This is a genomic window from Mesorhizobium metallidurans STM 2683 (assembly GCF_000350085.1).
GTDB classification, from domain to species: Bacteria; Pseudomonadota; Alphaproteobacteria; order Rhizobiales; family Rhizobiaceae; genus Mesorhizobium; species Mesorhizobium metallidurans.
Genome location: NZ_CAUM01000020.1, coordinates 23010 through 49387 on the forward strand (window position 1 = coordinate 23010; position 26378 = coordinate 49387).

Consider the following 26378-nt stretch of genomic DNA (forward strand, 5'->3'; position numbering starts at 1 on the left):
TCATGCTTTCGTCAGATGAAACCTATGCTTCGCTGACCGGCGCCTGGCGGCTGATGCTCGGCAAGGCCGACGGGCTGCGCCTGCTCGACCTTTCGGCCGACGGTTTCTGGAATTCCTTCTTCGCCATCCTCGTGGCTGCGCCGGCGCTGGTCGTCGGCTGGGTCGGCATTGCCAGCGAAATCGGCGATCCCAATGCGTTCGCAGGACGCTTCAGCATGCTGATCCGCCTGGCGACTGTCGATGTCGGCGCCTGGGTGCTGCCGCTCGTCGGCCTTGCCCTGGTGGCGCCGCGCGCGGGTATTGGCGGCCGCTTCGTCCACTATGTGGTCGCCAGCAACTGGGCGTCGGCCATCATCGCCTGGTTGATGCTGCCGTCGGCGCTGATCAGGCTTTTCCTGTCCTCCACCAACGAAGTGGCCGGACTGGTGTCGCTGCTTTTGTTTGCGCTGTCGATGGTGCTGACCTGGCGGATGACCAATGCGACAATAGGCAGGGGCGCGGCCATCGGTACGGCTGTCTTTGCCGGCATGTTCGTGGCCTCGCTGGCCGTGCTGTTCGGCCTGCAGGCACTGCTCGGCATCAGCGCGCCGGAATAGGACATTTGCGCGACGCGAAGCGATGGTGAATTTATCCGAATTCCTGGGTGCATCTTCGCGGTCAGTATGATAATATCATACCGACCCTCATAGGAGGAAACATGTCCGCCACTGAAAAACGCACCTTCAGCCTACCGGCCGAGCAATCGGCTTTTATCGACCAGCTTGTTCAGTCCGGCGCCTATGCAACCAGCAGCGAAGTCATTCGCGCCGGGCTTCGCGCCCTGCAAGAACGCGATGCCGCCGTGGAGCGTTGGCTGCGCGAGGAAGTCGCGCCGGCTTATGACGCCTGGAAGGCAGACCCTGGTAGAGGTATTTCGCCAGAGGAGATGACTGAGCGGGCGCGTAAGCGCCACACGGCCCGCCTGCAGAGGAATGCGTGAAGCGAGGAGCTGTCATTTATGCGCCGGAGGCAGGCGGCGATCTCGATCGGATTTACGACAGTCATCGCGGACGCAAGCACCGGCACCACGGCAGACAGGTACGATCAGCGTATCAGAGCATTCTGCGAACGCCTCGAATACGGCTCCGAGCGTGGCACGCGCCGTGACGATGTGCGGCCGGAGCCTCGCGTCATCGGATTTGAACGCCGTGTCACCGTCGCCTTCATCGTAGAGTCCGAGCGCGTGGTGATTTTGCGTGTGTTCTACGGCGGAGCCGATTGGCAGGAGTATCTAGCTGAGAGCGACGCTCGTTGATCGGCGCATCTAGCCGCGTTCTCCGGGTGCCTGCGGCGGATAATCAACACCGACGAGAAAAAGCCCGTCGGGCGGCGCCACCTGGCCGCAGGCGGCGCGGTCGCGCGCTTCGAGCGCCGCCTTCAGGTCGGCAATGGCCCAGCCGCCTTCGCCGACGCGTTTCAGCGAGCCGACCATCGAGCGCACCTGATTGTGCAGGAAGGAGCGCGCCGAGGCCTTCACTTCGATCAGGTCGCCCGAGCGGCTGACATCCAGCCGATCGAGCGTCCGTACCGGGCTGTCGGCCTGGCATTGGGTCGAGCGGAAGGTGGTGAAGTCATGCCGCCCCAGGAGCACCTTCGCCGCCTCGTGCATGGCGGCGGCGTCGAGACGCTTCGGCACCCACCAGATCATGCCCTTGTCGAGCGCCGCCGGCGCGCGCCGGTTGAGGATGCGGTAGAGATAGTGGCGGCCGGTGGCCGAGAAACGCGCGTCGAAACCATCGGCGACGGCGGCCGCCTTCAGGACGACAATGCGCGCGCCGACAGCCTGCAGATGGGCGTTGACGGCGTCGCGCACCTTGTCGTCGGGCCATTCCTTGGCCAGATCGACATGCGCCACCTGGCCGGTCGCATGCACGCCAGCGTCGGTGCGGCCGGCGCCGCGCAGCGAGACCTCCTCGCCACAGAACTTCTCGATCGCCTGCTCGATCGCCTGCTGCACAGAAGGCTGGTCGGCCTGGCGTTGCCAACCGGCATAGAGACTGCCGTCATATTCGATATCGAGGCGAAAACGCGGCATGCCTGATGATTACTTGCCCTGCCTAAGCGGCAAGCGCGGTGAAGGCCGAAGCGTAGACGAGTTTGCCGGCCTCGGGCGCCTCGCCCCAGGCCAGCGCCTGCAGCGCCTCGCCCTGGTATTCGCCCTCGAAGTTTTGCGCGCGCGCATGGCTGTAGCCGAAGCGCCCATAATAGGCCGGGTCGCCGAGCACCACGGCCAGCGTCTCGCCGGCGTCCTTCAGGCGGATATGCGCCTCGCGGATCAACGCGCCACCGATGCCGGTGCCATGGAAAGACGGTTCGACCGCCAGAGGCGCCAACGCCACCGCGGGGAAGCTCTTGCCGCCATTCTGCACGAACAGCCTGGAAAACAGGATATGGCCGACCACCTGCCCGTCTTCGTCCGCCACCAGCTCGACGACGGCATCGCCGCCGGTGACCAGCGCGTCGACCAGCCCGGCTTCCGCCTGCTGACCGAATGCATGTTCCTCGACGAGGCGGATAGCCTCGCGGTCCCGCGGCGTCGCCGCGCGTATCGACATCATGCTCATGAGAATTTCATTCCTTTTTCGTACTTGGCTCCGCGCAGAAACTCCTGCGCGCCGGCGGGCCTTCCGCCCGCCCGTTGAACTTCGACCAGCCTGATTGCGCCCGACCCGCAGGCGACCGTCAGACGGTCGTCGAGAATTCCTCCCGGCTCGCCGGCGCCTTCTACAAGCGTCGAGCGAAGCAGTTTCAGCCGCTCCATGCGGCCGCCAATTCCGGTCTCGCACCAGGCGCCGGGAAAGGGCGACAGGCCGCGAATATGGTTGTGGACCTCGCCAGCAGGCCGCGTCCAGTCCACGCGCGTCTCCGCTTTATCGATCTTTTTGGCGTAGGTCACCCCTTCTGTCGCCTGCGTGGTAAATGTCAGGGTGTTTGTCTCCAGCCGCGCCAGCGCGTCCACCATCAGCGCCGCACCCATGCCCATCAGCCGGTCATGCAGGTCGCCGGCCGTCATATCGGGTCCGATAGCGCATTTTTCAACCATTGCCACCGGGCCGGTGTCCAGGCCTTCCTCCATCCGCATCACCATCATGCCTGTCCCGGCATCGCCAGCCATGATGGCGCGCTGGATGGGGGCGGCGCCGCGCCAGCGCGGCAATAGCGAGGCGTGACCATTGAGGCAGCCGAGCCTCGGCGCCTCCAGAATGGGTCTGGGCAACAGCAATCCATAGGCGACGACCACGGCGATGTCGGCCTGCAAGGCACGGAATGCGTCCTGCTCGGCCTCGCCTTTCAGCGACACCGGCGTCCTCACCGTGATGCCAAGCCGCTCGGCCTCGCGCTGCACTGGCGACGGCGTCAGTTCCAGTCCGCGCCGGCCGGCGGCGCGCGGCGGCTGCGTGTAGACAGCTATAATCTCGTGCCCGGCCTCGGTGATCGCCCGAAGCGTCGGCACGGAAAATTCGGGCGTACCCATGAAGATGACGCGCAGGGGCATTTTTCCTTGATCCTGGCCTTTGCCCCGTCAAGTCGGCTCAGGCACCCGCTTCAAACGGGTTTACGAGCTTCAGGTCAAGCCCGTCGAAGTCGGGTTTCCGTTCGGCCTCTATCTCGTCCATTATCTTTGCGAACTCGTCCCCAATCGCGTTTTCAGCGGCGAATGCCGAGCGAATCGCGTCCCACGCTGAAAGACCCGGTTCCAACCTGGCTTCTCTTTCTGTGACCACGCCTTTGCGCAACAGATCGATCGCTTCGCCCGGCAGGCTCTGGCCACCCTTCTGCGTCGCCCTTTCGATCTCGCGCTTCAAGAGCTCGGGAATGTCCCTGATCGGCATGTCGGCCATCGGCGCCTCCATCTGATATGATGATATCGCTATGAGACGCCTTACCCAAGCGGAGATCTCTTAAGGTTGGCGAACACACCCTCCGTCCTGCCGACGTTTGTCTGGAATAGGCTTCCGCGCGGATTGCCCGTACGATGCCTTATCCCACCAGCCTGCCGGGCGCCTTGTTGCCCGACATCTTGTCCTTGGCGAGCTTCTTGAACTTCTTCACCACCATGTCGCGCTTCAGCTTCGAGATGTGGTCGATGAACAGCACGCCGTTGAGATGGTCGATTTCATGCTGCAGGCAGGTCGCCATGAGCCCCTCGGCCTCGATCTCCTGCAGCTTGCCGTCGCGATCGAGATATTTCACGCGGACGGCGGCGGGGCGCTCGACCTCGGCATAGTAATCGGGGATCGACAGGCAGCCTTCCTCGTAGACCGAGCGCTGATCGGAGCTCTCGAGGATTTCCGGATTGATGAAGACGTGCGGCGTCGGCGTCTCGTCCTCCTTGGCAAGATCGATCACCAGCATGCGTAGGGGCTCACCAATCTGGATTGCCGCCAGACCGATGCCGGGCGCGTCGTACATGGTCTCCAGCATGTCGCCGGTCAGTTTACGCAAAGAGGCGTCGACGCGCTCGACGGGTTTCGAAACCTGGCGCAGAACGGGATCGGGAAGAATGATGAGCGGCTTGATCGACATGGCGTCTCACCTAAGACGTCATATGAAGAGCGTCAACCGGGGCGAAAAGCGTCAACCGGGGCGGTTTGGACTCGTTCACGTTTTGATCTGTGCCTGCGGACCGAATCATCTATGCTGGCCGCATGAATGACCTGACATCAATCCTGTCCGAACCTGTCGCCCGGCTCGGCGCCACCACGATCACGCTCGGCCACGCTCTGGCGTTCGGCGCGGTCCTGCTTCTTGGCCTGTTCCTGGCGCTGGTCGTCGCGCTGTGGCGGTCGGCCAAGGCGCGTGCGGTGGCAGCCGCGGAAGCCGCCGACCATGCCCGCGACGCCGAGGCGCGGATGGCCGGCATCCTGGCAAGCCAGGCCGAGATGCAGGGCCGCATGGGCGCCATCGCCGAAGTGTTCGGGGCGCGGCAGGCCGAACTGACGCAGTCGATCGGCCAAAGACTTGACGCGATGACCGGCCGGCTCGGCCAGACCATGACCGAGCAGACCAAATCGACGCATGAGAGCCTTGCCAGACTGCAGGAGCGGCTGGCGGTCATCGATACGGCGCAAGGCAATATCCAGTCGCTTGCCGGTCAGGTCGTGCAGCTGCAGGCGATCCTTTCCAACAAGCAGACGCGCGGCGCTTTCGGCCAGTCGCGCATGGAGGCGATCGTCGCCGACGGCCTGCCGCATGGCGCCTATGAGTTCCAGTCGACCTTGTCGAATGGCAGCCGGCCCGACTGCCTGGTGAGGATGCCGAACGGCGCGCCGGCGCTTGCCATCGACGCCAAGTTTCCGCTCGAAGCCTGGAACGCCATCCGCGCCGCCGAGGGCGCCGATTTGCAGAAGGCGGCGGCCCAGGCCTTCCGCCGAGATGTCGAGGTGCATGTTCGCGATATCGCCGAGAAGTATCTGATCCAGGGCGAGACCCAGGACATCGCCTTCATGTTCGTGCCGTCGGAATCGGTGTTCGCCGAGATCCATGAGAATTTCGAGGCGGTGGTGCAGCGCTCCCACCGGTCCCGCATCATCATCGTCTCGCCGTCATTGCTGATGCTGTCGATCCAGGTCATCCAGGCGATCCTCAAGGACGCCCGCATGCGCGAGCAGGCGCATCTGATCCAGGGCGAAGTCGTCCGGCTGATGGACGACGTTGCGCGCGTCGACGACCGGGTGCGCCGGTTGCAGACGCATTTCGGCCAGGCGACCAAGGACATCGACGATATCCTGGTCTCGACCTCGAAGGTGACCAAACGCGGCCAGAAGATCGAAGCGCTGGAGTTTGGAGCGGGTGAGGGCGTTGCGGAGAACCCGCATGGCTCCGCAAAGGCCGAAACGGGCGCGCGCGTTGCCGACTCCAAGACCGGTCAATTGAGGCTGAGGGTTGTCGAGGGCGACGACTGAACGCGCCGGGCCGAATGCAGCGCTACTGCTCTTCCACGATCCTCGTGCCTTCGAATTCCGGCAGCCAGTGCAGCGCCGAGCGATGCCAATACTGGGCTCTCGGTACCAGTTGTTCACGCTGGCGCGCCGTGCCGACCCTGATGCCGTAGACCTTCGGCCCATCGCCGACCGATGTCGCGTAAAGATGCGAGCCGCACTCGCCGCAGAAGCCCTGCGCCCGCTTGGCGCCGCTCGCCCCGGTCTTGATGTAGACCTTCGGCGTGCCTTTGGTGATTCTGTAATCCTCCTCTGGCACCCGCACCGACACGCGAAAGGCGGTGCCGGTCAGTTGCTGACAATCCGTGCAGTGGCAGATTGAGGTCTTTTCCGGGTCGACCTCCGCCTCATAGGTGATGGCTCCGCAATGGCAGCCGCCGTCGATTTTCATCTTCGTTCCTCCAAAGTCCTTTTAATCCTAGCGGGGCAAGGCCGCGAGGCAACAGCACGGCACTAATCCAGAGCTTCGCGACGATGAAGCTCCAGAAATAGGGTTCGCGGCCATGGCCGAGCGGATGCGTGCGGTCTGGCGGGCGGGCGGCGCGGTGCATGCCGTAGAGCAGCAGGCCGCCATTGCCGGTGTCGACCAACGAGTGCACATCTTCCGACAGCATCGCCGAGCTGCCGGTGAAGAAGGCGGCGGCGAATTTGGTCAGCGCGATCGCCAGATTGCCGGCAAGCGCCGCGTAGATGACCTTTTTCGATCCGCCATGCGCCGCCATGGTGTGTTGTCCCGTTCGATGCCCGAGCTTAGCGGTCAACCCACCGGAGCTCCACAGCCATTCACAACGCGCGAGCCATCAAGTCGTTCAAGGTTGCTCTAACCGACGCCTACTCCACGACTTCGTCGGTCCACACTCTGAAGCCGGCAAGCGTGCCCGGCCCGAAAATATGGGTGAGCGGCACATCGGCTGCATCACGGCCGGAAGCGATCAGGATGCGGCCGATGCGTGGAGCATTGTTGCGCGGATCGAAGGCGTGCCAGCGGCCGCCGAGATAGACCTCCATCCAGGCGCAGAAATCCATGCTCGCCCACGGCTTCGGCAGGCCGATGTCGCTGATGTAGCCGGTGCAGTAGCGGGTCGGGATGTTGAGCGCCCGGCAGAAGGCGACGGCGAGGTGGGCAAAGTCGCGGCAGACGCCGCTCTGCTCACGATAGGCTTCGGCCGCGGTGCGCGTCGGCCGTGCATTGCCGTAGTTGAAGACGATGTGGTTGTGGACGAAGTCGCAGACCGCTTGCACGCGCGGGATACCAAGGGGCGTGTGGCCAAACAGCCGCCACGCCTCATTCGCCAGCACGTCGCTTTCGCAATAGCGGCTAGTCAGCAGGAACAGCAGCGTGTCCGAGGGCAGGTCGCGCACCTCGTGCTGCCAGGCCATCAGGTCGCCGATCTCGAAAGTGCCAGGGTCGCGGATCACCGCGTCGGTGCCGAATGAAAAGCGTCCCGGCGGCGCGACGAGACGATTGCACCAGTTGCCGAAGCTGTCGCGGTAACTTTCGATCGGAACCGGTGGGCTGGAGATCAGGAAATCCGGCCGTTCGAGATCGGATGCCCTGGAATAGTGGACATTGAGCATCGCGATCAGCGGCGTTTCCTGCGGGAAGTCGAAGCTCATCTCGCAGCCGAGGTGGATTCGCATTGTGGTCCTGACCGGCCTGCCTGATCGTCATCCGGAGAAAGCCGGATTGATGCCGCAGTGCAAAGAAGACCATGGCATGGACCGAAACCGTTGACGAGGAAAATAGAAAAGGCGTTGACAGCCCCTCAACTGGCGCACCGGGATGCAACAGCCTCTTGCGGTCGGGCCAATCTCTTGTTTCACTTCGCCCGCCACCATTGGAGGAACGAATCATGGCTAAAGGTGCGATGAAGGCGGGCAAGGAAGCCCGCAAGCCGAAGAAGGACGCGAAGAAGCCAGCCGCGGCCCCGGTGCTCAAGGCGCCGCCGGTCAAGGCGACGAGGCTCAAGGACAAGTAGGCCGGCCAATCCGTTTTGGCGCGGATTTCAAACCGGCGGCATGAACAAATGCTGCCGGCGTTTTGTTGATTGGACGGGCGAAGCTCCCCATATCGAAGCTGCGAGGACGACCTCGCGCCTTCCCCCAACAATCGGCCGGGACGACCCGCCATCAAGTGTTGCTTTGTGCGAGTCGTTATCCCAAAACCGCCACAAACTTTTGGGCGACACGCACCGAACGGAGCGTACCCGATGTCGTGGGTTTTTCTGTTTTTCGCCGGCCTGTTCGAGATCGGCTGGGCGATCGGCCTCAAATACACCGATGGCTTCTCGAAGCCGCTGCCGACCATCCTGACCGTCGCCTCGATGATCGTCAGCCTGGGCTTGCTCGGCCTGGCGCTGAAGACATTGCCGGTCGGCACGGCCTATGCGGTATGGACCGGCATCGGCACGGTCGGCACCGCGCTGCTTGGCATCTGGCTGCTTGGCGAGCCGGCGACGGCGGTCCGGTTGGGTTGTATCGCGCTGATCGTCTGCGGCATTATGGGGCTGAAACTGGCGGCCTGACTTTCAAACTCAGGACAAACGCCTTCAGGGCCGCTGTGGGGCGACCCTGATTGTGATTGTGCCAGTGGCGTTTTGGACGCTAGCGGGCGGAGAAGCCCGGAGGCGTCCGGCCGGTGCGCTGCTTGCGCGCCGCATAACGCGCGTCGCGCTTGGCCTTGCGTTCGGCCTCGTCGGCAAGCAGACGAGCGATACGCTCGTTCTCTTCGGCTTCCCGAATCTTGGCCTCGGCCTGCGCTGCCTCTTCCGCGGCGATACGCGCCGCTTCGGCGGCCGCCTCGCGCTCGGCCTTTTCGGCCGCTTCGCGCGCCAGCTTTTCCTGCCTCAGCCTGGCCTTTTCAGCCTCGCGTATCGCACGCGCCTCGAGGATTGCCTTGCGTTCGGCCTGCCGTGCCAGCACCGCTGGATCGTCTGCTGCCGGCTTTGACTTGAAGCGCTCCAGAAGCGCCTTCTTTGCCTCGTTTGCGGCATTGCGCCGCTCGAAAATGTCTTTTTCCCTGTAGATAGCCAATTCCACTTCCCTGAAGTCAATTTGCGAGGCTTACATACGCGCGAATACCGAGAGTTCAAGCGCCAAAACAGTATGCCAGCCATGAAATTGTGAGCTGTTGCAGCCGGGAGACGTTTGTCGCAACAGACATGCACTGTTCACCGCCCGCGCCACTGGCAGTGCGCCGGGCGGATCGCTACCTCTAGCCTAACAAACGACACGTCAGGATGACATTCATGGAACTTGGTCTCTACACCTTCGCCGACGTGAGCCCTGAGCCCGGTCCCGGCGCCATCGGCCCGCATGAGCGGCTGCGCAATTTGATCGAGGAAATCGAGCTGGCCGACCAGGTCGGCCTCGACGTCTTCGGGCTGGGCGAGCATCACCGCCCCGACTATGCCGCCTCGGCGCCGGTCGTCGCCCTGGCGGCGGCGGCGGAGCGCAGCAAGCGCATCAAGCTGACCAGCGCTGTGACCGTACTGTCTTCCGACGATCCGGTTCGCGTCTTCCAGCAGTTTGCGACACTCGACCTCCTGTCCGGCGGCCGTGCCGAGATCATGGCCGGGCGCGGCTCGTTCATCGAGTCCTTTCCGCTGTTCGGCTACAATCTCGAAGACTATGACGAGCTCTTCGCCGAAAAACTCGACCTGCTGCTCGCCATCCGTGACAGCGTGAAGGTGACGTGGTCCGGCAATCTGCGCGCGGCGATCAATGATCGCGGCGTCTATCCCCGGCCTTTCCAGGACAGATTGCCGATCTGGATCGCGATCGGTGGTACGCCGCAATCCGCCGCCCGCGCGGGCGCGCTCGGCCTGCCGCTGGCGCTCGCCATCATCGGTGGCGAGCCGGCCCGGTTCGCGCCGCTTTTCGATATCTACCGGGACGCGGCCAGGCGGGCAGGCAATGATCTGGAAACACTGGCCACCAGCCTCAACGTGCACGGCTTCATCGCCGAGACGACGGACCAGGCAGCCGACGATTTCTACGGTCCGCAGGCCGAGGTGATGAACCGCATCGGCCGCGAGCGCGGCTGGGGCCCGACATCACGGGCGCATTTCGACCAGTCGCGCGGCCCGAACGGCGCGCTGTTCGTCGGCAATCCCGTGCAGGTGGCCGAGAAGATCATTGCCCAGCACAGGATATTCGGCAACGACCGTTTCCTGCTGCAGATGGCGATCGGCATCATGCCGCACGCCAAGGTCATGAAGGCAATCGAACTCTATGGCACGAAGGTGGCGCCGATCGTGCGCAAGGAGACGGCGAAGAGCCTTCCTGCCGCGACTGCACCAGTCGCCTGATTCCCGGGAGGCATGACTCAAGATCATCCCTTGCATCATTGCCGGCTAACGGAACTTTGACGAGGCAAGGACGTTTTCGCCAAGGAGCCGCTCCAATCGCGGTATGCCCGAGGGGAAATGATGAAAGCCGAACCGATCGCGTCGGGCGCAGGCGTTGGCGAAAGCCCGGATCCGCGCATTGAGGCGCGCGCGGATACGCATTTGATGCGCTCGCTGCTCGTCGGCATCTTTGTTCTAATGATCGTCTACGCGCTCTATTTCGGCCGCGCTTTCTTCATGCCGGTGATCCTGGCCTTTTTGCTGGCGCTGACGCTGACCCCGATCGTGCGCTTCCTGCGCAAGCACGGCGTGCCCGACGTGGTGTCAGCGAGTTTTTTGGTGCTGCTGTCCGTCTGCTTTGTCGCCATTGCAGGCTATCTGCTCAGCGGTCCGGTCATCGACCTCATCAACAACTCCTCTTCGATCGGCCTGCAGCTCACTGAGCGCCTCGATCAGCTGCGGCGTCCGTTCGAAAGGATCATGGAGATTTCCCATCAGCTGGAAGGGCTGATGGCAACGTCGCAGGACGCCGGTGTGCAGCGGGTGGCGCTCGCACCATCGGGCATTCTCTCGCAAGCGGCGGACAATCTGCTGTCGGCGGCGACGAGCATCACCATCGTCTTCGTGCTGTCGCTGTTCCTGCTTGCCTCGGGCACGATGTTTTATGAAAAGATCATCCAGTCCTTCGCCAGCCTCAGCGAGAAAAAACGGGCATTGCGGGTCGTCTACGACGTCGAACGCGAGATTTCGTATTATCTGCTGACGGTCTCGGTAATCAACGCGGGTCTCGGCACGGTGACCGGTCTCGGCCTCTGGGCGCTCGGCATGCCCAATCCGCTGGTCTGGGGCGCGGCTGCCGCGCTGCTCAATTTCCTGCCCTATGTCGGACCGCTGATCACCATCACACTCATCACGATCATCGCGCTGATCAGCTTCGACACCATCCCCTACGCGCTGCTGGCGCCAGCCTTCGTGCTGTTGTGCGTCATCATCGAGGGGCAATTCGTAACGCCGATGGCGGTCGGCCGCCGCCTCGAGATCAACGCCGTGGCAATCTTCATCGCCATCGCCTTCTGGTCCTGGCTATGGGGCTTCATCGGCGCGCTGATGGCGGTGCCGCTGCTGGTCGTCATCAAGGTGTTCTGCGACCATTTCGACGGCCTCAGCCATGTCGGCAATTTCCTGGCGGCGCAGCATATGGCAGTGATCGAGGAGGACGACACCACCGACACCGGACCTGCAAAGGGCTGATCAATATTTTTGAATTTGCGGCGTCGCCGGTCGCTCCCTACATCCGATCCCCACACAGGATCCCCGCCCATGACCGCTCTTTCCGTTCTTGACCTGTCGCCGATCGTTGAAGGCAGCAACGCTTCGCAATCGCTCGCCAATTCGCTTGATCTCGCTCGCCACGCCGAGCGGCTGGGCTACAAGCGCTACTGGTTGGCCGAGCATCACAACATGCCGGGCATCGCAAGTGCGGCCACATCCGTCGTCATCGCCCATGTCGCGGGCGGCACCAAAACGATACGCGTCGGCGCCGGCGGCATCATGCTGCCCAATCATTCTCCGCTGGTCATCGCCGAGCAATTCGGCACGCTGGCCGCATTGCATCCGGGCCGCATCGACCTTGGCCTCGGCCGGGCACCCGGCACCGACATGGCGACGGCGCGCGCATTGCGCCGCAACCTCGACGCCGGCGCCGACAATTTCCCGCAGGATGTCGTCGAGCTGATGGGCTATTTCCAGCCGGCCGAAGAGGGCCAGCGCATCCGCGCCGTGCCCGGCGAGGGCGAAAAGGTGACAATCTGGATCCTGGGCTCCAGCCTCTATGGCGCGCAACTCGCCGCCCTGCTCGGCCTGCCCTACGCCTTCGCCTCGCATTTCGCGCCGGCCGAGCTCGACCATGCGCTGGAGATCTACCGCTCGCGCTTCCAGCCGTCGGAGCAGCTCGACAAGCCCTATGTCATGCTTGGCCTCAACGTCTTTGCCGCACCCACCGATGCCGAGGCGCGGCTGTTGTTCACCTCGCTGCAGCAGGCCTTCGTCAACCTGCGCACCGGCCGGCCCGGCCGCTTGCCGCCGCCGGTCGAAAATTATGACCGCGACCTCGACGCTATGGCCAAGACCATGCTTGGCCAGGCGCTGTCCTGCGCCGTTGTCGGCGCTCCCGAAACGGTCCGGCAAGGCATCGACGCGTTTGTTCGGCGCACCGGCGCCGACGAGCTGATGGTCACCGCACAGGTTTTCGACCATGGCGCGCGACTGCGCTCCTTCGAGATCCTGGCCGAGGCCCACAAATCGCTGTCGCAAGCGGCCTGACGTTCTTCCCGAAACTGGCGCGTTACGCGCTGACGCTCTGCGCGACCGCTCCGAGCGGCCGGCATGAATTGCGGATCATCAGGCGGCCCTTGAGCGTCAGCTTGCGCGGCGGTGCGTCCCTGTTGCCGGCGAGCCGGTCGAGCAGCAGGTTGGCCGTCTGTTCACCGATCGCCTGCACCGGCTGGGAAACCGTGGTGAGCTGCGGCTGAAACACATCCGACCAGGGGAAATCGTCGAAACAGGCAACCGAAATATCCTGCGGACAGGACAGCCCGATATCGCGGATCGCCTTCATGGCGCCGATCACCATCGGATTGTTGGCCGAGAAGATGGCGCTGGGGCGGTCGTGCAGCGACAGCAGCTGCATCGTGGCATTGTAGCCGTCGACTTCGTGGAAATTGCCGAAACGGACCAGTTCGTTCTCGACCGGCAGGCCGGCGGCCTGGAGTGCCTCGCGATAGCCCGCCATGCGGTCGTGCATGGGCGATATGTCGAACGTTCCGGTTATGTAGCCGATGCGCCGGTGGCCGAGATCGATCAGATAGGTGATGGCGTCGAACACCGCGCGCTGGTTGTCGAGCACGACCGTATCGGTATCGACCCCCTCGCAAACGCGGTCGAGCAGCACCACCGGTACATTGGCGCTTTCGACTATCCCTTTGAGGATCGCGCCGTCGCCGACGCGGGCGACGATCAACCCGTCGACCATGCGGTCGAGCAGCAGCCTGATCTGGTCGTCCTGCGTGTTCAGGTCCTCGTCCGTGCAGCACAGCATGACCGCATAGCCGGCGCGGTCGAACGCTTGCTGGATGACCGAAACAACATCGGTGAAGAACGGATTGGTGATGTGCGGAACGGTGAGACCGATGGTGCGGGTCGTACCCATCTTCAAGCTGCGGGCGATCGCGTTGCGCTTGTAGCCGATGTCGCGGATCGCCTGCTCGATGCGCTGGCTGAGCTCGGGACTGACGGTCGCGGTGCCGTTGATCAGCGCCGACACGGTGGCGACCGAAACGCGCGCCGCCTCGGCCACATGCAGCATGGTCGGAGCCGTGGACTTTCGCTGTTTTTTTCGCCCTGACGCCGTCATTTTTCGAAACGTTTCGCCGCCCTTTGGCTGTAATACCTACGGAATCTTGCGTAGTTGCGCAAGAATTGAAATGCATCAACCCCAACGTCATAAGATACCGGCTTGACACGATCGAAACGTTTAGATTAGCGTTCGGAAGGTTCGACGACGACGGAGGGAGGCCGTTCTTGTCATGGAGCACGCTAACCCCATCCCGTCCGGGAACGTTGTGGCGGCCAATCGTCGGGCTGTCGTTCTAAGCGCCGAGCACATCTCCAAGACGTTCGGCGGCATCGCCGCCCTTGTCGATGTCGACTTCGATCTGTGGAGCGGTGAGGTCCATGCGCTGATGGGGGAAAACGGCGCCGGCAAGTCGACGCTGATGAAAATCCTGTCCGGCGTCTACACAGACTATGACGGCACGGTGACAATCGATGGCCAAGCGGTGCGTTTCGCCGGTGTTCGCGACGCCGAGGATGTCGGCATCGCCATCATCCACCAGGAACTCAACCTGGTTCCCGAACTCAGCGTTGCCGACAATATCTTCCTGGGGCGCGAGAAGCTGATCGCCGGGCTGGTCGTCGACCGCAAGGCAAGCAGCCGCGCTGCCGGCGCGCTGTTGCAGCGGCTCGGCATCGAACTCAACCCGGAAGCGCGTGTCGGCGCCTTGCGGGTCGGCGAGCAGCAACTGGTCGAAATCGCCAAGGCGCTGTCGATGTCGGCGCGCATCCTGATCATGGACGAGCCGACATCAGCCCTGTCGCCAGCGGAATGCCAGAGGCTGTTCCGCATCATCCGCCAGCTCGCCGACAGTGGCGTGGCGATCGTCTACATCTCGCACCGCATCGACGAGGTCATGCATCTGGCGAGCCGTGTCACGGTGTTTCGCGACGGACGCCACGTGCTGACCGACGATATGGCAAGGCTCGATGAGAACGCCATCATTTCGGCGATGGTCGGGCGAGACCTGCTCGCTTCCTCGCAGCAAGAACGCAGCTCTAGCGGCAAGACCGTGCTGTCGGTCAGCGGCTTGTCGCTGTCGAAACCGGACCGCCACGGCTGGCGCACGGTGCTCGACGGCGTCAGCTTCGATCTCGCCGAAGGCGAAATCCTGGGCATAGGCGGGCTGCTGGGCTCGGGCCGCACCGAAATCCTGGAGACGATCTTCGGCTCCAGCGGCGGGCGCGCCGGTGGCGACATCAGGCTCGATGGCGAGCTGGTGGCTATCCGTTCGCCGCGCGATGCCCGCCGGCTCGGCATCGCCCTGGTGACCGAGGACCGCAAGACGCAAGGGCTGCATCTCAAGGCATCGATCACCGACAATGTGGCGCTGCCGCTGGTCGGGGCGCTGGCGCGGTTCGGCATCCGCTCGCTTGCCGGCGAACAGGGGCTGGCCCGGCATGCGGTCCGGGCGCTCGGCATACGCTGCGAGGACATCGAGCAACAGGCCGGCACGCTGTCCGGCGGCAACCAGCAGAAGGTCGTCATCGGCAAATGGCTGGCGACAAGGCCGCGGGTGCTTTTGCTGGACGAGCCGACGCGCGGCATCGATGTCGGCGCCAAGCGGGAGATCTACGACCTCATCTTCAAGCTGGCGCGAGATGGGCTCGCCATCGCCGTCATCAGCTCGGAATTGCCGGAGCTTTTGCATCTTTCCGACCGCATCCTGGTCATGGCCGACGGCCGCCAGACGGGGATCCTCTCGCGCGCACAAGCCAGCGAGGAGGCCATCATGCGGCTTGCGGCACCACGCCGGACGATAGCGAGGCCTGCCGCATGAGCCTGTTGAGCGTGCTGTCCCGGACCAAGCTCTATTGGGGCCTGATCGCCATCTTCCTGATCGGCGTGCTCGGCTCGCCGATCAGCTCGAAGGGCAACAACATCTTCCTGTCCTACGGCAATCTGCTCGATGTGCTGCGTCAGGTGTCGACCACCGGCCTGATCGCCACCGGCATGACGGCGGTGATCATCACCGGCGGCATCGACCTCTCCGTCGGCTCGCTGATGGCGATCTCCACCGTGGTCTGCGCCATGCTGCTGACGGTACCGGGCGTGACGCCGGGCGTCGTGTTGGGCGTGCCGACCGTCGCCGCGGTGGCACTTTGCCTCGGCATCCTCGTCACCCGCTTCATCTTCCTGAACCTGGCAAAGTCGCGCGCCGGCCCGGAGGCAACGAGCGACGTCAAGCTGGACAACGTCCGCGGGCTGGTCGCACCCGGCATTGTCGGGGTGATTCTCTGCTGCCTCGCCCTGTGGTTCCTGCTGCCGCAGATAGAAACGAAGTTCGGCGTGCTCGGCGTGCTGTTGGTGGCGCCTTGCGTCGGGCTGTTGTTCGGCGCGCTCAACGGCTTCATCATCGTTGCCGGCCGGCTGCAACCGTTCATCGTCACGCTGGCGATGATGGTGACGGCGCTCGGCATCGCGCGGCTGACCGCCGGCCAGAACAATGCGGTGCTGCCGGTCTATACCGGATCGAACGCCACCGCCGAATTCGAGATGTTGCGCTCGCTGGTGTTCGGCATGATCCCGATGCCGGGCCTGTTCTTCCTCGGCGCAATCCTGATCTATGGCGCCGTGCTGCGCTTCACGCCGTTCGGCCGCTACGTCTACGCCATCGGCGGCAATGAAGAGGCAGCGCGGCTTTCCGGCATCGCCGCCGGGCGTGTCAAGATCGCCACCTACGCGGTGTCAGGGCTGCTGGCCGGCGTGGCGGCGGTGCTCTATGTCGCGCAATACAGGCAAGGCAAGCCGGATGCCGGCGCCGGGCTGGAGCTCGACGCCATTGCCGCGGTGGTCATCGGCGGCACCAGCCTGATGGGCGGGCGCGGCAGCCTGATCGGCACATTCTGCGGCGTGCTGATCTTCGGGCTGCTGTCGAACATACTGCAGCTGCACAACATCAATTCGAACCTTCAGCTGGTGCTGAAAGGGATGATCATCATCGGCACCGTGCTCGTGCAGGAGCGCAATGCCGCCGATCTTCTCTTCTATCTGCGCCTGCTGTTTGCCCCTTTATGGGGCGAGCAGACGGCGCGCAAGGAAACGGCCGCGGCAAAGCGACCGTCAAAAGAGACCCCGTCTCTAAATCTTGGAGGAAACAAGAAATGAAACGACGTGACATGCTGAAGCTTGCCGCCATTGGCGCGGCATTGCTGACCACAACCGCCCTTTTGACCAGCGGCAACGCCTATGCCCAGGACAAGAAATGGAAGATCGGCTTCTCGCAGGTGACGACCATCGAACCCTGGCGCGCCCAGTTCAACAAGGACATCCTGGCCGAGGCCGCCAAGCATCCGGACATCGAGCTGATCGTCACCGACGGCGAGGACAAGACCGAAAAGCAGGTTGCCGATGTCGAGAACCTGATTCGCCAGGAAGTCGACGCACTGCTGGTGTCGCCGAAGGAATCGGCGGGGCTGAGCGGCGTCGTGCAGCAGGCGGTAGACGCCAAGATCCCGGTCTTCGTGCTCGATCGCAATGTCGAGACCCAGGACTACACGCAGTTCGTCGGCGGCGACAACAAGCTGATCGGCCGGGCCGCCGGCGAATATGCCGTCGAGCTTCTGGGCGGCAAGGGCAAGGCGGCCGGCAATGTCGTCGAGATCTGGGGCGGCATGGGCACCCAGCCGGCGCATGACCGCAGCAACGGCTTCCACGAGGTCACCGACAAGGAGCCGGGCATCAAGTACCTGCTCGACAAGCAGTCGGGCGACTGGAAGCAGGACCAGGCCTACAACATCATGGCGACCGCATTGCGCAACAACGAGAAGATCGATCTCGTCTACGGCCACAACGACCCGATGGCTTACGGCGCCTATCTTGCCGCCAAGGATGTCGGCCGCGAGAAGGAGATCAAGTTCATCGGCATCGACGGCCTGCCCAATGAAGGGGTGACCCTGGTCAACAATGGCGAACTGACGGCGACCTTCACCTATGTGACGCCAGGCGCCGAAGGGCTGCGGCAGGCGATCAAGTTCCTGAACGGCGAGAAGGTCGAAAAGACCATCACCTTGCCGACGCAGAAGATCACCAAGGAAAATTCCGCGCAGATCCTGAAGGACAACGGCCTCTGAAGCCTATTGCCGGAGAAGGCGGCTCCGGTGTTCAGGACTCGGCCACGGCTCTCCTGCTCGTTGGTGGGAAAGCTGTGGCCGGAACCTTCCTCAGTCGTCAAACCCGATAACGGAAGCTTCATCACCTTGAATTAACCATCAACGTGAAGGAGAATCTTCCTATGGCTGAGACCTCAATCGAATGGACCGACGCGACGTGGAACCCGGTGGCCGGCTGCACGATCCTGACCGCCGGCTGCACGAACTGCTACGCGATGCGCATGGCGGCACGGCTAGAAGCCATGGGCATGAACAAGTATCAGGGCCTGACGCGCAAGACGGGCGGCCGAGCGAAGTGGACCGGCAAAGTCGTGACCGATTCGAAGTCACTGTCGATCCCTGCAACCTGGTCGAAACCACGCCGCGTCTTCGTGAACTCGATGTCTGATCTCTTTCATGTCGACGTGCCGGCAGATTTCATTCGACAGGTATGGACTGTGATGGAAGAGACGCCGCGGCATACCTATCAGATTCTAACGAAGCGCCCGGAAGTTATGGCCAAGGTTCTGACTCGTGGCGATTTTCCCGTTCTGCCTAATGTCTGGCTCGGGACCAGTGTTGAGGATCATCGAGTGCTGGGTCGACTCGATGATCTTCGCCGAGTGCCTGCAGCAATCCGGTTCGTTTCTCTTGAGCCGTTGATCGGGTCTGTAGCCGGTGCCAATCTCACCGATATTCATTGGGCGATCGTTGGCGGTGAAAGCGGGCCAGGGGCGCGATATATGAATCCTCACTGGGTCGACGAGATCGAAACGATGTGCCGACGCGCGGGCACGGCATTCTTCTTCAAGCAGTGGGGAGGCAATAACAAGAAAGCCGCCGGCCGCATGCTCAATGGTCGTATCTACGATGAGATGCCGGCAGCTACCGCCTAGAAAAGGTTGCCTTGTCTCTGCTTGTTAGCCGCGACCTTCCAAAACGCCAGAGCGAGTTCATGCTTGGCGGCTAGCAGAAGCCAATATAGCGGCTGGTTGCCAGGCCCGGTTATTAGCTTTGGTTCCGGAGAGGGCCACACGCCAAGTCGCCCAACAAGCTCGGACCAATAGCGCAAAATTGCCTGGCGTGTTGCCTTGACGTTTCCCGCTTTGATGGCGTCACGCCAGCCAGGAATGAAGGCATCGAAAACCGCCGAGTCGCCCGACGAGTATTTGTCGAGGTTTCGCTGCAGGTCCATCTGACTGACATGTACGAGCATGTCGACGTACCGGAGGTCCGATAGCGTCCTGATCATCTCGAAATTGAGTGTCTCCAGGTTGTAAGGATCCAAGTATGCGAAGTTCAAGCTATGAGGGTTCACAAGGCTGACGATCTCCTTGATGGTAGCAACAGCATTACCTGTGATAGCCACCACCGGAGCGTTCAGCGCGCGTAGCCGTTTCTCGCAAGCCTCAACCCGCTCGGCTTCGATGTCTCCGATATATACCGCAGAGAATGGCGTTTTGCTGTCGGCGCTCTTCTTCCAAGCGGCAACCACGCCGCCATCAATGAATTCATTGGTGTCGCGAATCCTGCACCTGCCCGGTCCGCAGAACGGATCAATCAGAGTTGCGCCAGCCTTTCCTTGGTCGAGCCATTTCGATCGGACGCCGCGACTGATGTCGACATAACGGCATAGATACTCGTGCTTGGTTTTGGCCCAAGCGCCGACCACCTCTACGGGCGATCCATCGTCGCCTTCAATAAGCTGCCCCACCAACGCCCCCGTTTTGATCGATCCAACCACCTTTGGTGTCAATCGACAAGCGACGAGCTAACCACATCCTCCTGAGGCGACCGATACGCCGCCACCCTTTCCCCACTTCATGGGGACGAACAGCTAAATCTTACCAAGTCGGGCCATTCTCTCGTGGCAGCGACGCCCTACGCCAGCTTGGCCAAAAGCTTCATGAAAGTGGCGACCTCCTTGGGCGAGAGCGGCGCCAGTGTTTCCTCGGTGATGTCACGGGCGAGCGGGATAAGGCGCTCGATTGCATCGCGGCCTTGCGCGGTCAGATTGACCAGCAGGCGCCGCTTGTCGACTTCATGCTTGGAAAGCTCGACCAGGCCGCGCGCCTTCAGCCGGTCGATGACGCCTTTGACCGTTGCGGCATCCATGGCGATCAGCGTGCCGAGTTGGTTCTGCGAGGTCTCGCCGACGTCGCGCAATTTGGCCAGAGCGGCGAACTGCGGCGGCGTCAGGTCGGCGATATGCGCGGCGAAGATCGAGACATGGCGCTGATGCGCCTTGCGCAGGATGAAGCCGACCTGCTCCTGCAGATGATAGTCGTTCTCCTCGGGCTCCTCGGCCTGGACCAGCTTGAGCAGGTTTTCCTCGCTCACGGCAGCCCGTCCCAAGCCTTGACGCCTCTTGCGCCGAAGCCGCGGCTGCGCGACGCCTCCGTGGCAGGCCTGCCTTGGTGAAGGATTGAAAACTCAAGCATGGGCAACTTCCTTCCCTGGGATTTCATTGGGCGCGGCGAGCGCCGTGGAACCACTGACGCGGGCTTGGCCGGCCAGGAAAAGTGCAGCGGCGGCAATCAGGCCATTTCGGCGAAAATCATCGGCGACAGCGAGCCCGCTGTCCAGTGCGACCGCAATTTCAGCTGGTGAAAGCGGGCCAACCGCCGTTGTGACCAGCCGATCGCCAAGATCGCTATCCGGCGCCAGATCGCGCGCGGGCACGCGCCCGATGGCGGGGTGGCAGGGCAGGTCGACGGCGTTGGCGATCAGGGTGGCGGCGGCGTCGGCGTCGGCCCCTGTCCGCGCGAGCACGGTGACGGCATCGGCAATCCCAAGCGAAAACGAACGGCCGCGCCAGCCGCTGGTCGCGACACCGCCAATCCCGTCCTCGGCACGAATGGTGATACGGTCCGCCAGATCGTGGCCGGTCCCGGCGATGGCAAGGGTCATGGACTGGCCCGGACCAAGATGGATCGCGCTGTCGCCGCCATTGTTGACGTAGGCGCGGTCGAGCTTTCTTCCGGTAAGCAAAGCGGCAAGAATTTCGTCGGCTACCGAACCGGCGACTGCGGCCATCGGCGTGATGAAACTTTCGGCGAGCGGGGAGACTGCCGCCTCCATGCGCTGGGCCGTCGGGCTGGCGAAAGCCCGCGGATCAAGGCTTGCCGGTGTGCGCAGGTCCGGCAATTCATCGACCAGTTCGGCGAGAATGGTCTGGAAGCGCGTCACCGCCTGGCCATAAGCGGCGCGGCATTCGCCTGCGTCACCAAAAGCCTCAATGATCAGGTCGATCGGCCCGTGATTGAGGTGCAGCCGCCTCTCCAGCCAATGCGCCTGCGGGCCGTTCATCACGTGGCTCCATTCGCCGCCGCGCGTCGCAATTGCGCCAGCGGTGGCCAGGGATTGCTCGCCGGAGCGCCGATGCCGCGGCGCGGGTTGAGAAACTCGCCGCCCTTGGCAAGGATGTCCGCGACGCTGCGGATTTCCGCCTCGTAGCCGCCGAGCCTGACATAGTCGTCACGGCGCAGCGTGAACTCGATCGGCGCCACCAGCGCCGGGGTCGGTACATAGCCGAAGGCGCCTTCCGGCACCCTGATAACATCGACCATCAGCGTGATACCGCCGCCCGGCCAGACATAGACCGGCGCGCCGCCGACCGTCACGTAAGTCTTCAGCCCTTGCACCGAACGGGTCAAATTGACCGGGTTCTCTGTAACGCCGGCGCGCAGAGAGCCGCCGGCGCCGCCGATGAACAGCACGGTGCAAAGCGCCGGCTCGCAATTGTCCTCGATCAGACCGACCGATTTCTGCAGCCGTTCAGGAAACGGCTTCTCGACTGGCTTCAGCTCGTCATCGAGCTCGTAATAGGCGAACTGCTCGCCGGTGGTCGAGACCATCAGCAGCGACAGGCCGGGGCGGGCACCCTTCTTGGCGTTCCACTCACCGAGGATCGACAGCGGGTCGGAAATGTTGGTGCCGCCCCAGCCGAGGCCAGGTTCGGACACTTTGAAATAGCGGCCAGGCGTCGAGCGTCGGCCGATGATTTTTATCCCGGTGTCCTGCCAGCCCAGCACCTTGCCGGCCTGGTGCTCGGAGACGACGCCGGTGATGTGGTCGTCGACCACCACCACCTCGTCGACCAGCCCGCGCCACTGGGTGGCGAACATGCCGATGGTAGCCGAGCCGCAGCCGACGCGCATGCGGTGCTCGACCTTGCCGTCGATGACCGGTGGTTTGCCGGCTTCAACGATGATCGCAGCGCCGCCGTCGATGGTGAGTGCGACGGGCTTTCGGTTGCAAAGATTGAGCAGCGCATCGCAGGTGGCGCGCCCTTCCGCCTTGGAGCCGCCGGTGAGGTGATGCACGCCGCCCAGCGACAGCATCTGCGAGCCGTATTCGCCCGTGGTGACATGGCCGATCGCCTCGCCCTCGGCGCGAACGGTCGCGGTTTCGGGACCGATATGGCGGTCGGTGTCGATCTTCACCTTGACGCCGCAATAGGAGAAGATGCCCTCCGTCACTATGGTGACGAGATCGACGCCCTCGACCTGCTGGCTGACGGTGAACGGGGCCGGCTTGTAGTCGGGATAGGTAGTGCCGGCGCCGATGGCGGTGACGAAACGGCGGCCAGAATTGACCAGTTCGCCGTTCCATTGCCCGCCCTCGGCGACAAACGGCACGACCGCGGCGCCGGTCTCGGCCGCGTGGTCGAGGATGGTCAGCGGATCCATGCGCACGATGCGGCCGCTGACATTGCCATAGCGGTCGCAGGCTCCGGTGCGGCCGTCAGCGATGTAGCACATGACCGGACAGGCATCGCAGCGGATCTTTTCCGCCACCTGCTTTTCGCCGGGGTCGTGGGTTTCGAAGCGTTCGGCAAGCTCGCTCATTGTGCCTCCTTGTCGCGGATGGCGGCGCGAATGCGGCTTGGTGTCGCCGGCACCTTGGTGACCAGGACGCCGGTGGCATGGCGGATGGCGTTGAGGATCGCCGGCGCTGTCGGGATCAGCACATGCTCGCCCAGACCCTTGGCGCCAAAGGGTCCTTCCGGATCCGGAACTTCTATCAGGATGGTCTCGATCGGCGGCACGTCGCCAATGGTCGGGATGAGATAGTCATGCAAATTCTCGGTGCGGCCGGGGATGTATTCCTCCATCAGCGCCATGCCGATGCCCTGCGCGATGCCACCTTCGATCTGGCCGTCGACCAGCAGCGGATTGATCGCCTTGCCGACATCGTGCGCTGCGGTGATTTTTATGAGCTTCACCGTGCCTAGCCTGAGGTCGACTTCGAGTTCGGCGACCTGCGCGCCATAACCATAGACCGCGTAGGGCTTACCCTGTCCCTTGGCATCGAGCGGCAGTGTCGGCGGGTCGTAGGTTTCCTCGGCACGGAAAACGAGCCCGTCGGCATCGGCCTTCAGCTGGGAAAGATCGATCCGCCTTGTCGCTTCACCCTCGCGGATGGCCAGGCTTGCCCCTTCGAGCGCGATCGCCGCCTTCTCCGACACATTGGCGAAGCGCAGGATTGCGTCGCGCAAGGCGCGGCCGGCCTTCTCGGCGGCCTTGCCGGTGACGAAGGTCTGGCGTGAAGCCGAAGTCTTGCCGGCGTCCGGCGTGATCGCGGTGTCGGCGCTTCTCAGCCGGAACTTTTCCAGCGGCAGGCCAAGCGCGTCGGCGCAGATCTGGGAAATGACCGTGTTCGAGCCCTGGCCGAGATCGACCGCTCCCTGATGCAGGACGACATCGCCTTCAGCCGAGATGCCGACCTTGATGGTCGACGGATTGGGCAGCGAAGTGTTGCCGCAGCCATACCAGCAGGAGGCGACGCCAACACCGCGCTTTTTTTCCGCATTGGCGGCATTGAAGGTGCTGGCATCGGCGAGCGCACGCGACCAATGCGGCCGTAGCGCTTCAAGGCATTCGGCGATGCCGACCCCGGATTCCAGTTTCTGGCCGGTAACCGTTTCGGATCCGTTACGAAGACAGTTTTTCAACCGGAAGTCCAGCCGATCCAGCCCAAGCTTCTCGGCCAGCTCGTCATAGAGGGTTTCCTGCATGATCGTCGCCTGTGGCACGCCGAAACCACGGAAGGCGCCCGAGATCGGACCGTTGGTATGGATGGCGCGGCCTTCGGCGCGATAGTTCGGCGTGAGATAGGGGCCGGAGGCATGCACCGGCACGCGGTTGGCCACCGTCGGCCCCCAGCTGGCATAGGCGCCAGTGTTGAAATCGCCTGTGAAGACCATACCGGTGACAAGCCCATCGGCATCGGCGCCTATGGTCGCGCTCATCTCGGCCGGGTGGCGCTTGGTGGTCGAGATCATCGATTCGTTGCGGCTGTAGGCAAGTGCGGCCGGCCGTCCGGTTTTCATGGCGACGAGGCCGATTAGAGGCTGCAACGAGACGTCGAGCTTCGAGCCGAAGCCGCCGCCGGTCGCGGTCGGCACAATGCGCACCTTGTCGACGGCAAGGCCGAGCACCTTTGCCGTTTCGTCGCGGTCCATGTAGGGCGCCTGCGTGCAGGCGACGACGACGAGCGTATCGCCATCCATATGGGCATAGCCGGCTTCCGGCTCGATATAGGCGTGCTCGACATAGGATGTGTCGATGCTGCCGGAAACAGTGAAAGCCGCGCTCGCAAGCGCCACTTCGGGGTCGCCGTGCTCAACAAAGCCAGAGGTGAGCAGGTTTGCCGGCCGATGTTCGTGGATCAGCTTTGCGCCGCCGGCCTGCGCTTCGGATGGCAGCAGAAAATGCGGCAGCTCGATCCATTTCACTGGAAAGTCCGCAAGGTCGAGATCAAGCATCGCCTCGCGCTCGCCGGCGACCAGCGCCACCGCCTCGCCGCGAAAGCGCGAAAAGTTCTCGGCCAGGGCCGGCTGGTCGGCAAAGGGACCGATGACGCCGAAACAGTTCTTTCCGGGAATGTCGGCGGCGGTGAAGATGCCGACGATACCGGGGTGTTTCTTCTTCCAGGCATCGAGATCGCCGAATGTGAAACGGGTGTGATAGTGCGGCGAGCGAACCACCAGCACGGCAAGCGCATCGGTCGGGAAGGAATCGCCACCGAATTTTTCGCCGCCGGTGACCTTGGGCAGACCGTCGAGGCGTATCGGCGAAGAGCCCACGGCGGAGCCGGATTGCGGCATGCGGTGGTCGAGATTTTCGGCTTGGCGCGAGGCGTCCATCACCGCGGCAATGATCTTGCGGTAGCCGGTGCAGCGGCAGAGGACGCCGCCCAGCGCATCCTGGGTTTCAGCCTCGGTCGGGCAAGGTTTCTTCTCCAGGAGTGCCGTTGCCGCGATCAGCAGGCCGGGCGTGCAGGCGCCGCATTGCGCCGCGCCATGGTCGAGGAACGAAGCCTGCAGCGCAGACAGCCTGCCGTTGGCAAGACCCTCGATCGTCGTCACTGCCGCGCCAGCCGCCGAAGCCGCCGGCATCAGGCAGGCGCAGACGGGTTCGCCGTCGACCAGAACGGTGCAGGCGCCGCAGTCGCCGGCGTCGCAGCCAACCTTGGTGCCGGTCAGGCGCAATTCGTCACGCAGCACCGAGGAGAGCCGGCGCAGCGGCGGTACGCAGACGCTGACAGCCGCGCCGTTGACCTCGAACGCGATGTCGGCGCGTTCAACGCTGATGCCAGGTTGAGCTTTGCTCATATCGGGCTGAGCTTTGCTCATGCCGCAGCCGCCTTGTCACCGGTCGTTTGCCCTGCAGCCGCAAGCACGGCGCGAACGACGATCTCGCGTGCCGCGTCGAGCCGGTATTCGGCGCTGCCGCGCACATCGCCGATCGGCGACAACTCGTCCATCAGTGCCGACTGGATTGCAGCAACCAGCCCATGATCAACCGGAAGGCCACGCAAGGCTGCTTCAACCCCTGAGAGGCGCTTGGCGACCGCCGAGCAGGAGCCGACGGCGACAGCCGTGTCGCTGACGATACCATCCTCGATAACGAGGCGCGCCGCCACCATGGCAATGGAGATGACGAGATAGCGCCGCGCGCCGAGCTTCACGAAGCAAGAAGTGCCGGCAGCAGCGAATTTCGGAATGCGAATGGCGGTGACCATTTCGCCCGGCCGCAAATCCGTGCGGCGGTTTCCGAGGATGAACTCTGGGACTGGCAGATGCCGTGTCGTCGTCACCGAACGCAGTTCAACCTCGGCGTCGAGCACAAGCAGCGCCGGCACGCCGTCGGCGGCCGGAGAGGCATTGCAGAGATTGCCGGCGATGGAGGCGACGTTCTGGATCTGCACGGAGCCCACTTCCCGCGCCGCCTGCTTCAGCGCATCGAAAGCCGCAGGCAGCGGATGGCGGACAAGATCTGTCCAGGTGGTGCGCGCGCCGATGACCCAATGGGTACCGATATCGGCGATACCGCGCAACGCCGCCAGGCCGTTAATGTCGAGGACGTTGTCGCGAAAAGGCTTGCTGCCTTGCGCCGGGTAGAAATCGGTGCCGCCGGCAAGGATGCGCCACGAAGCCTCGCCAAGCAAAGCGAGTGCTTCGTCGACGGTGGTGGGTTTCGCGTAACGGATCACGCTTTGCCTTCCAACAAGAGGGTGCCATCCCAGAAAATGGCCTTCCCGACGGATTTTCCCGGCGCGC

28 protein-coding genes and 1 pseudogene are annotated in these 26378 nt (G+C 63.5%); 13 read left to right on the forward strand and 16 right to left on the reverse strand.

Annotated features, from left to right (window positions below; genetic code table 11):
* Window positions 1-2: 2 nt before the first annotated feature.
* The 3 genes from MESS2_RS04440 (at window position 3) to MESS2_RS04450 (ending at window position 1294) form a co-directional block, all read left to right on the forward strand.
* The gene (locus MESS2_RS04440; protein WP_008872887.1) at window positions 3-596 is read left to right on the forward strand and encodes a hypothetical protein; all 594 of its coding nucleotides are present in this window, start codon (window positions 3-5) and stop codon (window positions 594-596) included.
* 101 nt (window positions 597-697) lie between these two features.
* Window positions 698-979, forward strand: coding sequence for a type II toxin-antitoxin system ParD family antitoxin (locus MESS2_RS04445; RefSeq protein WP_008872888.1), 282 nt, complete (start codon window positions 698-700; stop codon window positions 977-979).
* Window positions 980-997: 18 nt separating this feature from the next.
* Window positions 998-1294, forward strand: coding sequence for a type II toxin-antitoxin system RelE/ParE family toxin (locus MESS2_RS04450; protein WP_008872889.1), 297 nt, complete (start codon window positions 998-1000; stop codon window positions 1292-1294).
* Window positions 1295-1303: 9 nt separating this feature from the next.
* On the opposite strand, the gene truA is transcribed toward MESS2_RS04450, so the two are convergent.
* From truA to def, 5 genes are all read right to left on the reverse strand, one after another.
* Complete coding sequence (truA, locus tag MESS2_RS04455; protein ID WP_008872890.1) at window positions 1304-2074, reverse strand: tRNA pseudouridine(38-40) synthase TruA; 771 nt, start codon at window positions 2072-2074, stop codon at window positions 1304-1306.
* A gap of 22 nt (window positions 2075-2096) precedes the next feature.
* The gene (locus tag MESS2_RS04460) at window positions 2097-2603 is read right to left on the reverse strand and encodes a GNAT family N-acetyltransferase (RefSeq protein ID WP_008872891.1); all 507 of its coding nucleotides are present in this window, start codon (window positions 2601-2603) and stop codon (window positions 2097-2099) included.
* Window positions 2600-3529, reverse strand: coding sequence for a methionyl-tRNA formyltransferase (gene fmt, locus MESS2_RS04465; RefSeq protein ID WP_209436079.1), 930 nt, complete (start codon window positions 3527-3529; stop codon window positions 2600-2602). The genes MESS2_RS04460 and fmt overlap by 4 nt, the downstream gene beginning before the upstream one ends.
* A gap of 43 nt (window positions 3530-3572) precedes the next feature.
* A complete protein-coding gene (locus MESS2_RS04470) occupies window positions 3573-3881 on the reverse strand; it encodes a hypothetical protein (protein WP_008872893.1) in 309 nt (102 codons plus the stop codon).
* Window positions 3882-4020: 139 nt separating this feature from the next.
* On the reverse strand, window positions 4021-4566 hold the full coding sequence (gene def, locus MESS2_RS04475; protein ID WP_008872894.1) for a peptide deformylase: 546 nt from the start codon (window positions 4564-4566) through the stop codon (window positions 4021-4023).
* 122 nt (window positions 4567-4688) lie between these two features.
* Between def and MESS2_RS04480 the strand changes: the two genes are divergently transcribed.
* A complete protein-coding gene (locus tag MESS2_RS04480) occupies window positions 4689-5945 on the forward strand; it encodes a DNA recombination protein RmuC (protein WP_008872895.1) in 1257 nt (418 codons plus the stop codon).
* Between the two features lie 22 nt (window positions 5946-5967).
* Here the strand turns inward: MESS2_RS04480 and MESS2_RS04485 are convergent, their stop codons facing one another.
* The 3 genes and pseudogenes from MESS2_RS04485 to MESS2_RS04495 form a co-directional block, all read right to left on the reverse strand.
* Entirely contained in the window at window positions 5968-6372 is a 405-nt protein-coding gene (locus MESS2_RS04485) for a GFA family protein (RefSeq protein ID WP_008872896.1), read from the reverse strand.
* Window positions 6373-6442: 70 nt separating this feature from the next.
* Window positions 6443-6703, reverse strand: a pseudogene (locus tag MESS2_RS04490) (cation diffusion facilitator family transporter); the annotation flags it as partial.
* Window positions 6704-6812: 109 nt separating this feature from the next.
* Window positions 6813-7622: a transglutaminase-like domain-containing protein gene (locus MESS2_RS04495; RefSeq protein ID WP_040592090.1), complete on the reverse strand. Its 810-nt coding sequence runs from the start codon at window positions 7620-7622 to the stop codon at window positions 6813-6815.
* 212 nt (window positions 7623-7834) lie between these two features.
* Here MESS2_RS04495 and MESS2_RS33800 point away from each other — a divergent pair, with 212 nt between their 5' ends.
* Both MESS2_RS33800 and sugE read left to right on the forward strand, forming a co-directional pair.
* The gene (locus MESS2_RS33800) at window positions 7835-7960 is read left to right on the forward strand and encodes a hypothetical protein (protein WP_008872899.1); all 126 of its coding nucleotides are present in this window, start codon (window positions 7835-7837) and stop codon (window positions 7958-7960) included.
* Between the two features lie 231 nt (window positions 7961-8191).
* Complete coding sequence (gene sugE, locus MESS2_RS04500) at window positions 8192-8506, forward strand: quaternary ammonium compound efflux SMR transporter SugE (protein WP_008872900.1); 315 nt, start codon at window positions 8192-8194, stop codon at window positions 8504-8506.
* A 79-nt stretch (window positions 8507-8585) separates the two neighbouring features.
* Here the strand turns inward: sugE and MESS2_RS04505 are convergent, their stop codons facing one another.
* Window positions 8586-9014: a DUF6481 family protein gene (locus MESS2_RS04505; protein ID WP_008872901.1), complete on the reverse strand. Its 429-nt coding sequence runs from the start codon at window positions 9012-9014 to the stop codon at window positions 8586-8588.
* Between the two features lie 215 nt (window positions 9015-9229).
* Here MESS2_RS04505 and MESS2_RS04510 point away from each other — a divergent pair, with 215 nt between their 5' ends.
* From MESS2_RS04510 to MESS2_RS04520, 3 genes are all read left to right on the forward strand, one after another.
* A complete protein-coding gene (locus tag MESS2_RS04510) occupies window positions 9230-10291 on the forward strand; it encodes an LLM class flavin-dependent oxidoreductase (protein ID WP_008872902.1) in 1062 nt (353 codons plus the stop codon).
* A gap of 120 nt (window positions 10292-10411) precedes the next feature.
* Complete coding sequence (locus MESS2_RS04515) at window positions 10412-11581, forward strand: AI-2E family transporter (RefSeq protein WP_008872903.1); 1170 nt, start codon at window positions 10412-10414, stop codon at window positions 11579-11581.
* Between the two features lie 69 nt (window positions 11582-11650).
* Complete coding sequence (locus MESS2_RS04520; RefSeq protein WP_008872904.1) at window positions 11651-12652, forward strand: LLM class flavin-dependent oxidoreductase; 1002 nt, start codon at window positions 11651-11653, stop codon at window positions 12650-12652.
* A gap of 22 nt (window positions 12653-12674) precedes the next feature.
* Here the strand turns inward: MESS2_RS04520 and MESS2_RS04525 are convergent, their stop codons facing one another.
* The gene (locus tag MESS2_RS04525) at window positions 12675-13694 is read right to left on the reverse strand and encodes a LacI family DNA-binding transcriptional regulator (protein ID WP_008872905.1); all 1020 of its coding nucleotides are present in this window, start codon (window positions 13692-13694) and stop codon (window positions 12675-12677) included.
* 220 nt (window positions 13695-13914) lie between these two features.
* On the opposite strand from MESS2_RS04525, the gene MESS2_RS04530 reads away from it, so the two are divergent.
* The 4 genes from MESS2_RS04530 to MESS2_RS04545 all read left to right on the forward strand — a co-directional run bounded on the left by MESS2_RS04530 (window position 13915) and on the right by MESS2_RS04545 (window position 18708).
* Window positions 13915-15501, forward strand: a complete 1587-nt coding sequence (locus tag MESS2_RS04530) for a sugar ABC transporter ATP-binding protein (protein WP_008872906.1) — start codon at window positions 13915-13917, stop codon at window positions 15499-15501.
* Entirely contained in the window at window positions 15498-16829 is a 1332-nt protein-coding gene (locus tag MESS2_RS04535) for an ABC transporter permease (RefSeq protein ID WP_008872907.1), read from the forward strand. Before MESS2_RS04530 ends, MESS2_RS04535 begins: the two co-directional genes overlap by 4 nt.
* Window positions 16826-17794 carry a substrate-binding domain-containing protein gene (locus MESS2_RS04540; RefSeq protein ID WP_040592091.1) on the forward strand — a complete coding sequence of 323 codons (969 nt, stop codon included), beginning with the start codon at window positions 16826-16828 and terminating at the stop codon, window positions 17792-17794. Before MESS2_RS04535 ends, MESS2_RS04540 begins: the two co-directional genes overlap by 4 nt.
* A 161-nt stretch (window positions 17795-17955) precedes the next feature.
* Entirely contained in the window at window positions 17956-18708 is a 753-nt protein-coding gene (locus MESS2_RS04545; RefSeq protein ID WP_008872909.1) for a DUF5131 family protein, read from the forward strand.
* On the opposite strand, the gene MESS2_RS04550 is transcribed toward MESS2_RS04545, so the two are convergent.
* The 6 genes from MESS2_RS04550 to MESS2_RS04575 all read right to left on the reverse strand — a co-directional run bounded on the left by MESS2_RS04550 (window position 18705) and on the right by MESS2_RS04575 (window position 26311).
* Window positions 18705-19556, reverse strand: a complete 852-nt coding sequence (locus MESS2_RS04550) for a three-Cys-motif partner protein TcmP (protein ID WP_157357607.1) — start codon at window positions 19554-19556, stop codon at window positions 18705-18707. The genes MESS2_RS04545 and MESS2_RS04550 overlap by 4 nt on opposite strands.
* A gap of 137 nt (window positions 19557-19693) precedes the next feature.
* The gene (locus MESS2_RS04555; RefSeq protein ID WP_008872911.1) at window positions 19694-20152 is read right to left on the reverse strand and encodes a MarR family winged helix-turn-helix transcriptional regulator; all 459 of its coding nucleotides are present in this window, start codon (window positions 20150-20152) and stop codon (window positions 19694-19696) included.
* A gap of 93 nt (window positions 20153-20245) precedes the next feature.
* Window positions 20246-21121, reverse strand: a complete 876-nt coding sequence (locus MESS2_RS04560) for a UPF0280 family protein (RefSeq protein ID WP_008872912.1) — start codon at window positions 21119-21121, stop codon at window positions 20246-20248.
* Window positions 21121-22662, reverse strand: coding sequence for a hypothetical protein (locus MESS2_RS04565; RefSeq protein ID WP_008872913.1), 1542 nt, complete (start codon window positions 22660-22662; stop codon window positions 21121-21123). Before MESS2_RS04565 ends, MESS2_RS04560 begins: the two co-directional genes overlap by 1 nt.
* On the reverse strand, window positions 22659-25451 hold the full coding sequence (locus MESS2_RS04570) for a molybdopterin-dependent oxidoreductase (RefSeq protein ID WP_008872914.1): 2793 nt from the start codon (window positions 25449-25451) through the stop codon (window positions 22659-22661). Before MESS2_RS04570 ends, MESS2_RS04565 begins: the two co-directional genes overlap by 4 nt.
* Window positions 25448-26311, reverse strand: a complete 864-nt coding sequence (locus MESS2_RS04575) for an FAD binding domain-containing protein (RefSeq protein ID WP_008872915.1) — start codon at window positions 26309-26311, stop codon at window positions 25448-25450. The genes MESS2_RS04570 and MESS2_RS04575 overlap by 4 nt, the downstream gene beginning before the upstream one ends.
* Window positions 26312-26378 lie beyond the last annotated feature (67 nt).

Coding starts and splice junctions, on each gene's coding strand:
- truA (WP_008872890.1), bottom strand. CDS start 2,074: ATGCCGCGTTTTCGCCTCGATATCGAATATGACGGCAGTCTCTATGCC.
- MESS2_RS04485 (WP_008872896.1), bottom strand. CDS start 6,372: ATGAAAATCGACGGCGGCTGCCATTGCGGAGCCATCACCTATGAGGCG.
- MESS2_RS33800 (WP_008872899.1), top strand. CDS start 7,835: ATGGCTAAAGGTGCGATGAAGGCGGGCAAGGAAGCCCGCAAGCCGAAG.
- MESS2_RS04570 (WP_008872914.1), bottom strand. CDS start 25,451: ATGAGCAAAGCTCAGCCCGATATGAGCAAAGCTCAACCTGGCATCAGC.
- MESS2_RS04525 (WP_008872905.1), bottom strand. CDS start 13,694: ATGCTGCATGTGGCCGAGGCGGCGCGCGTTTCGGTCGCCACCGTGTCG.
- MESS2_RS04460 (WP_008872891.1), bottom strand. CDS start 2,603: ATGAGCATGATGTCGATACGCGCGGCGACGCCGCGGGACCGCGAGGCT.
- MESS2_RS04510 (WP_008872902.1), top strand. CDS start 9,230: ATGGAACTTGGTCTCTACACCTTCGCCGACGTGAGCCCTGAGCCCGGT.
- MESS2_RS04450 (WP_008872889.1), top strand. CDS start 998: ATGCGCCGGAGGCAGGCGGCGATCTCGATCGGATTTACGACAGTCATC.
- MESS2_RS04535 (WP_008872907.1), top strand. CDS start 15,498: ATGAGCCTGTTGAGCGTGCTGTCCCGGACCAAGCTCTATTGGGGCCTG.
- MESS2_RS04540 (WP_040592091.1), top strand. CDS start 16,826: ATGAAACGACGTGACATGCTGAAGCTTGCCGCCATTGGCGCGGCATTG.
- MESS2_RS04445 (WP_008872888.1), top strand. CDS start 698: ATGTCCGCCACTGAAAAACGCACCTTCAGCCTACCGGCCGAGCAATCG.
- MESS2_RS04515 (WP_008872903.1), top strand. CDS start 10,412: ATGAAAGCCGAACCGATCGCGTCGGGCGCAGGCGTTGGCGAAAGCCCG.
- MESS2_RS04440 (WP_008872887.1), top strand. CDS start 3: ATGCTTTCGTCAGATGAAACCTATGCTTCGCTGACCGGCGCCTGGCGG.
- MESS2_RS04545 (WP_008872909.1), top strand. CDS start 17,956: ATGGCTGAGACCTCAATCGAATGGACCGACGCGACGTGGAACCCGGTG.
- MESS2_RS04560 (WP_008872912.1), bottom strand. CDS start 21,121: ATGAACGGCCCGCAGGCGCATTGGCTGGAGAGGCGGCTGCACCTCAAT.
- MESS2_RS04495 (WP_040592090.1), bottom strand. CDS start 7,622: ATGCGAATCCACCTCGGCTGCGAGATGAGCTTCGACTTCCCGCAGGAA.
- sugE (WP_008872900.1), top strand. CDS start 8,192: ATGTCGTGGGTTTTTCTGTTTTTCGCCGGCCTGTTCGAGATCGGCTGG.
- MESS2_RS04480 (WP_008872895.1), top strand. CDS start 4,689: ATGAATGACCTGACATCAATCCTGTCCGAACCTGTCGCCCGGCTCGGC.
- MESS2_RS04530 (WP_008872906.1), top strand. CDS start 13,915: ATGGAGCACGCTAACCCCATCCCGTCCGGGAACGTTGTGGCGGCCAAT.
- def (WP_008872894.1), bottom strand. CDS start 4,566: ATGTCGATCAAGCCGCTCATCATTCTTCCCGATCCCGTTCTGCGCCAG.
- MESS2_RS04565 (WP_008872913.1), bottom strand. CDS start 22,662: ATGAGCGAGCTTGCCGAACGCTTCGAAACCCACGACCCCGGCGAAAAG.
- MESS2_RS04520 (WP_008872904.1), top strand. CDS start 11,651: ATGACCGCTCTTTCCGTTCTTGACCTGTCGCCGATCGTTGAAGGCAGC.
- MESS2_RS04470 (WP_008872893.1), bottom strand. CDS start 3,881: ATGGCCGACATGCCGATCAGGGACATTCCCGAGCTCTTGAAGCGCGAG.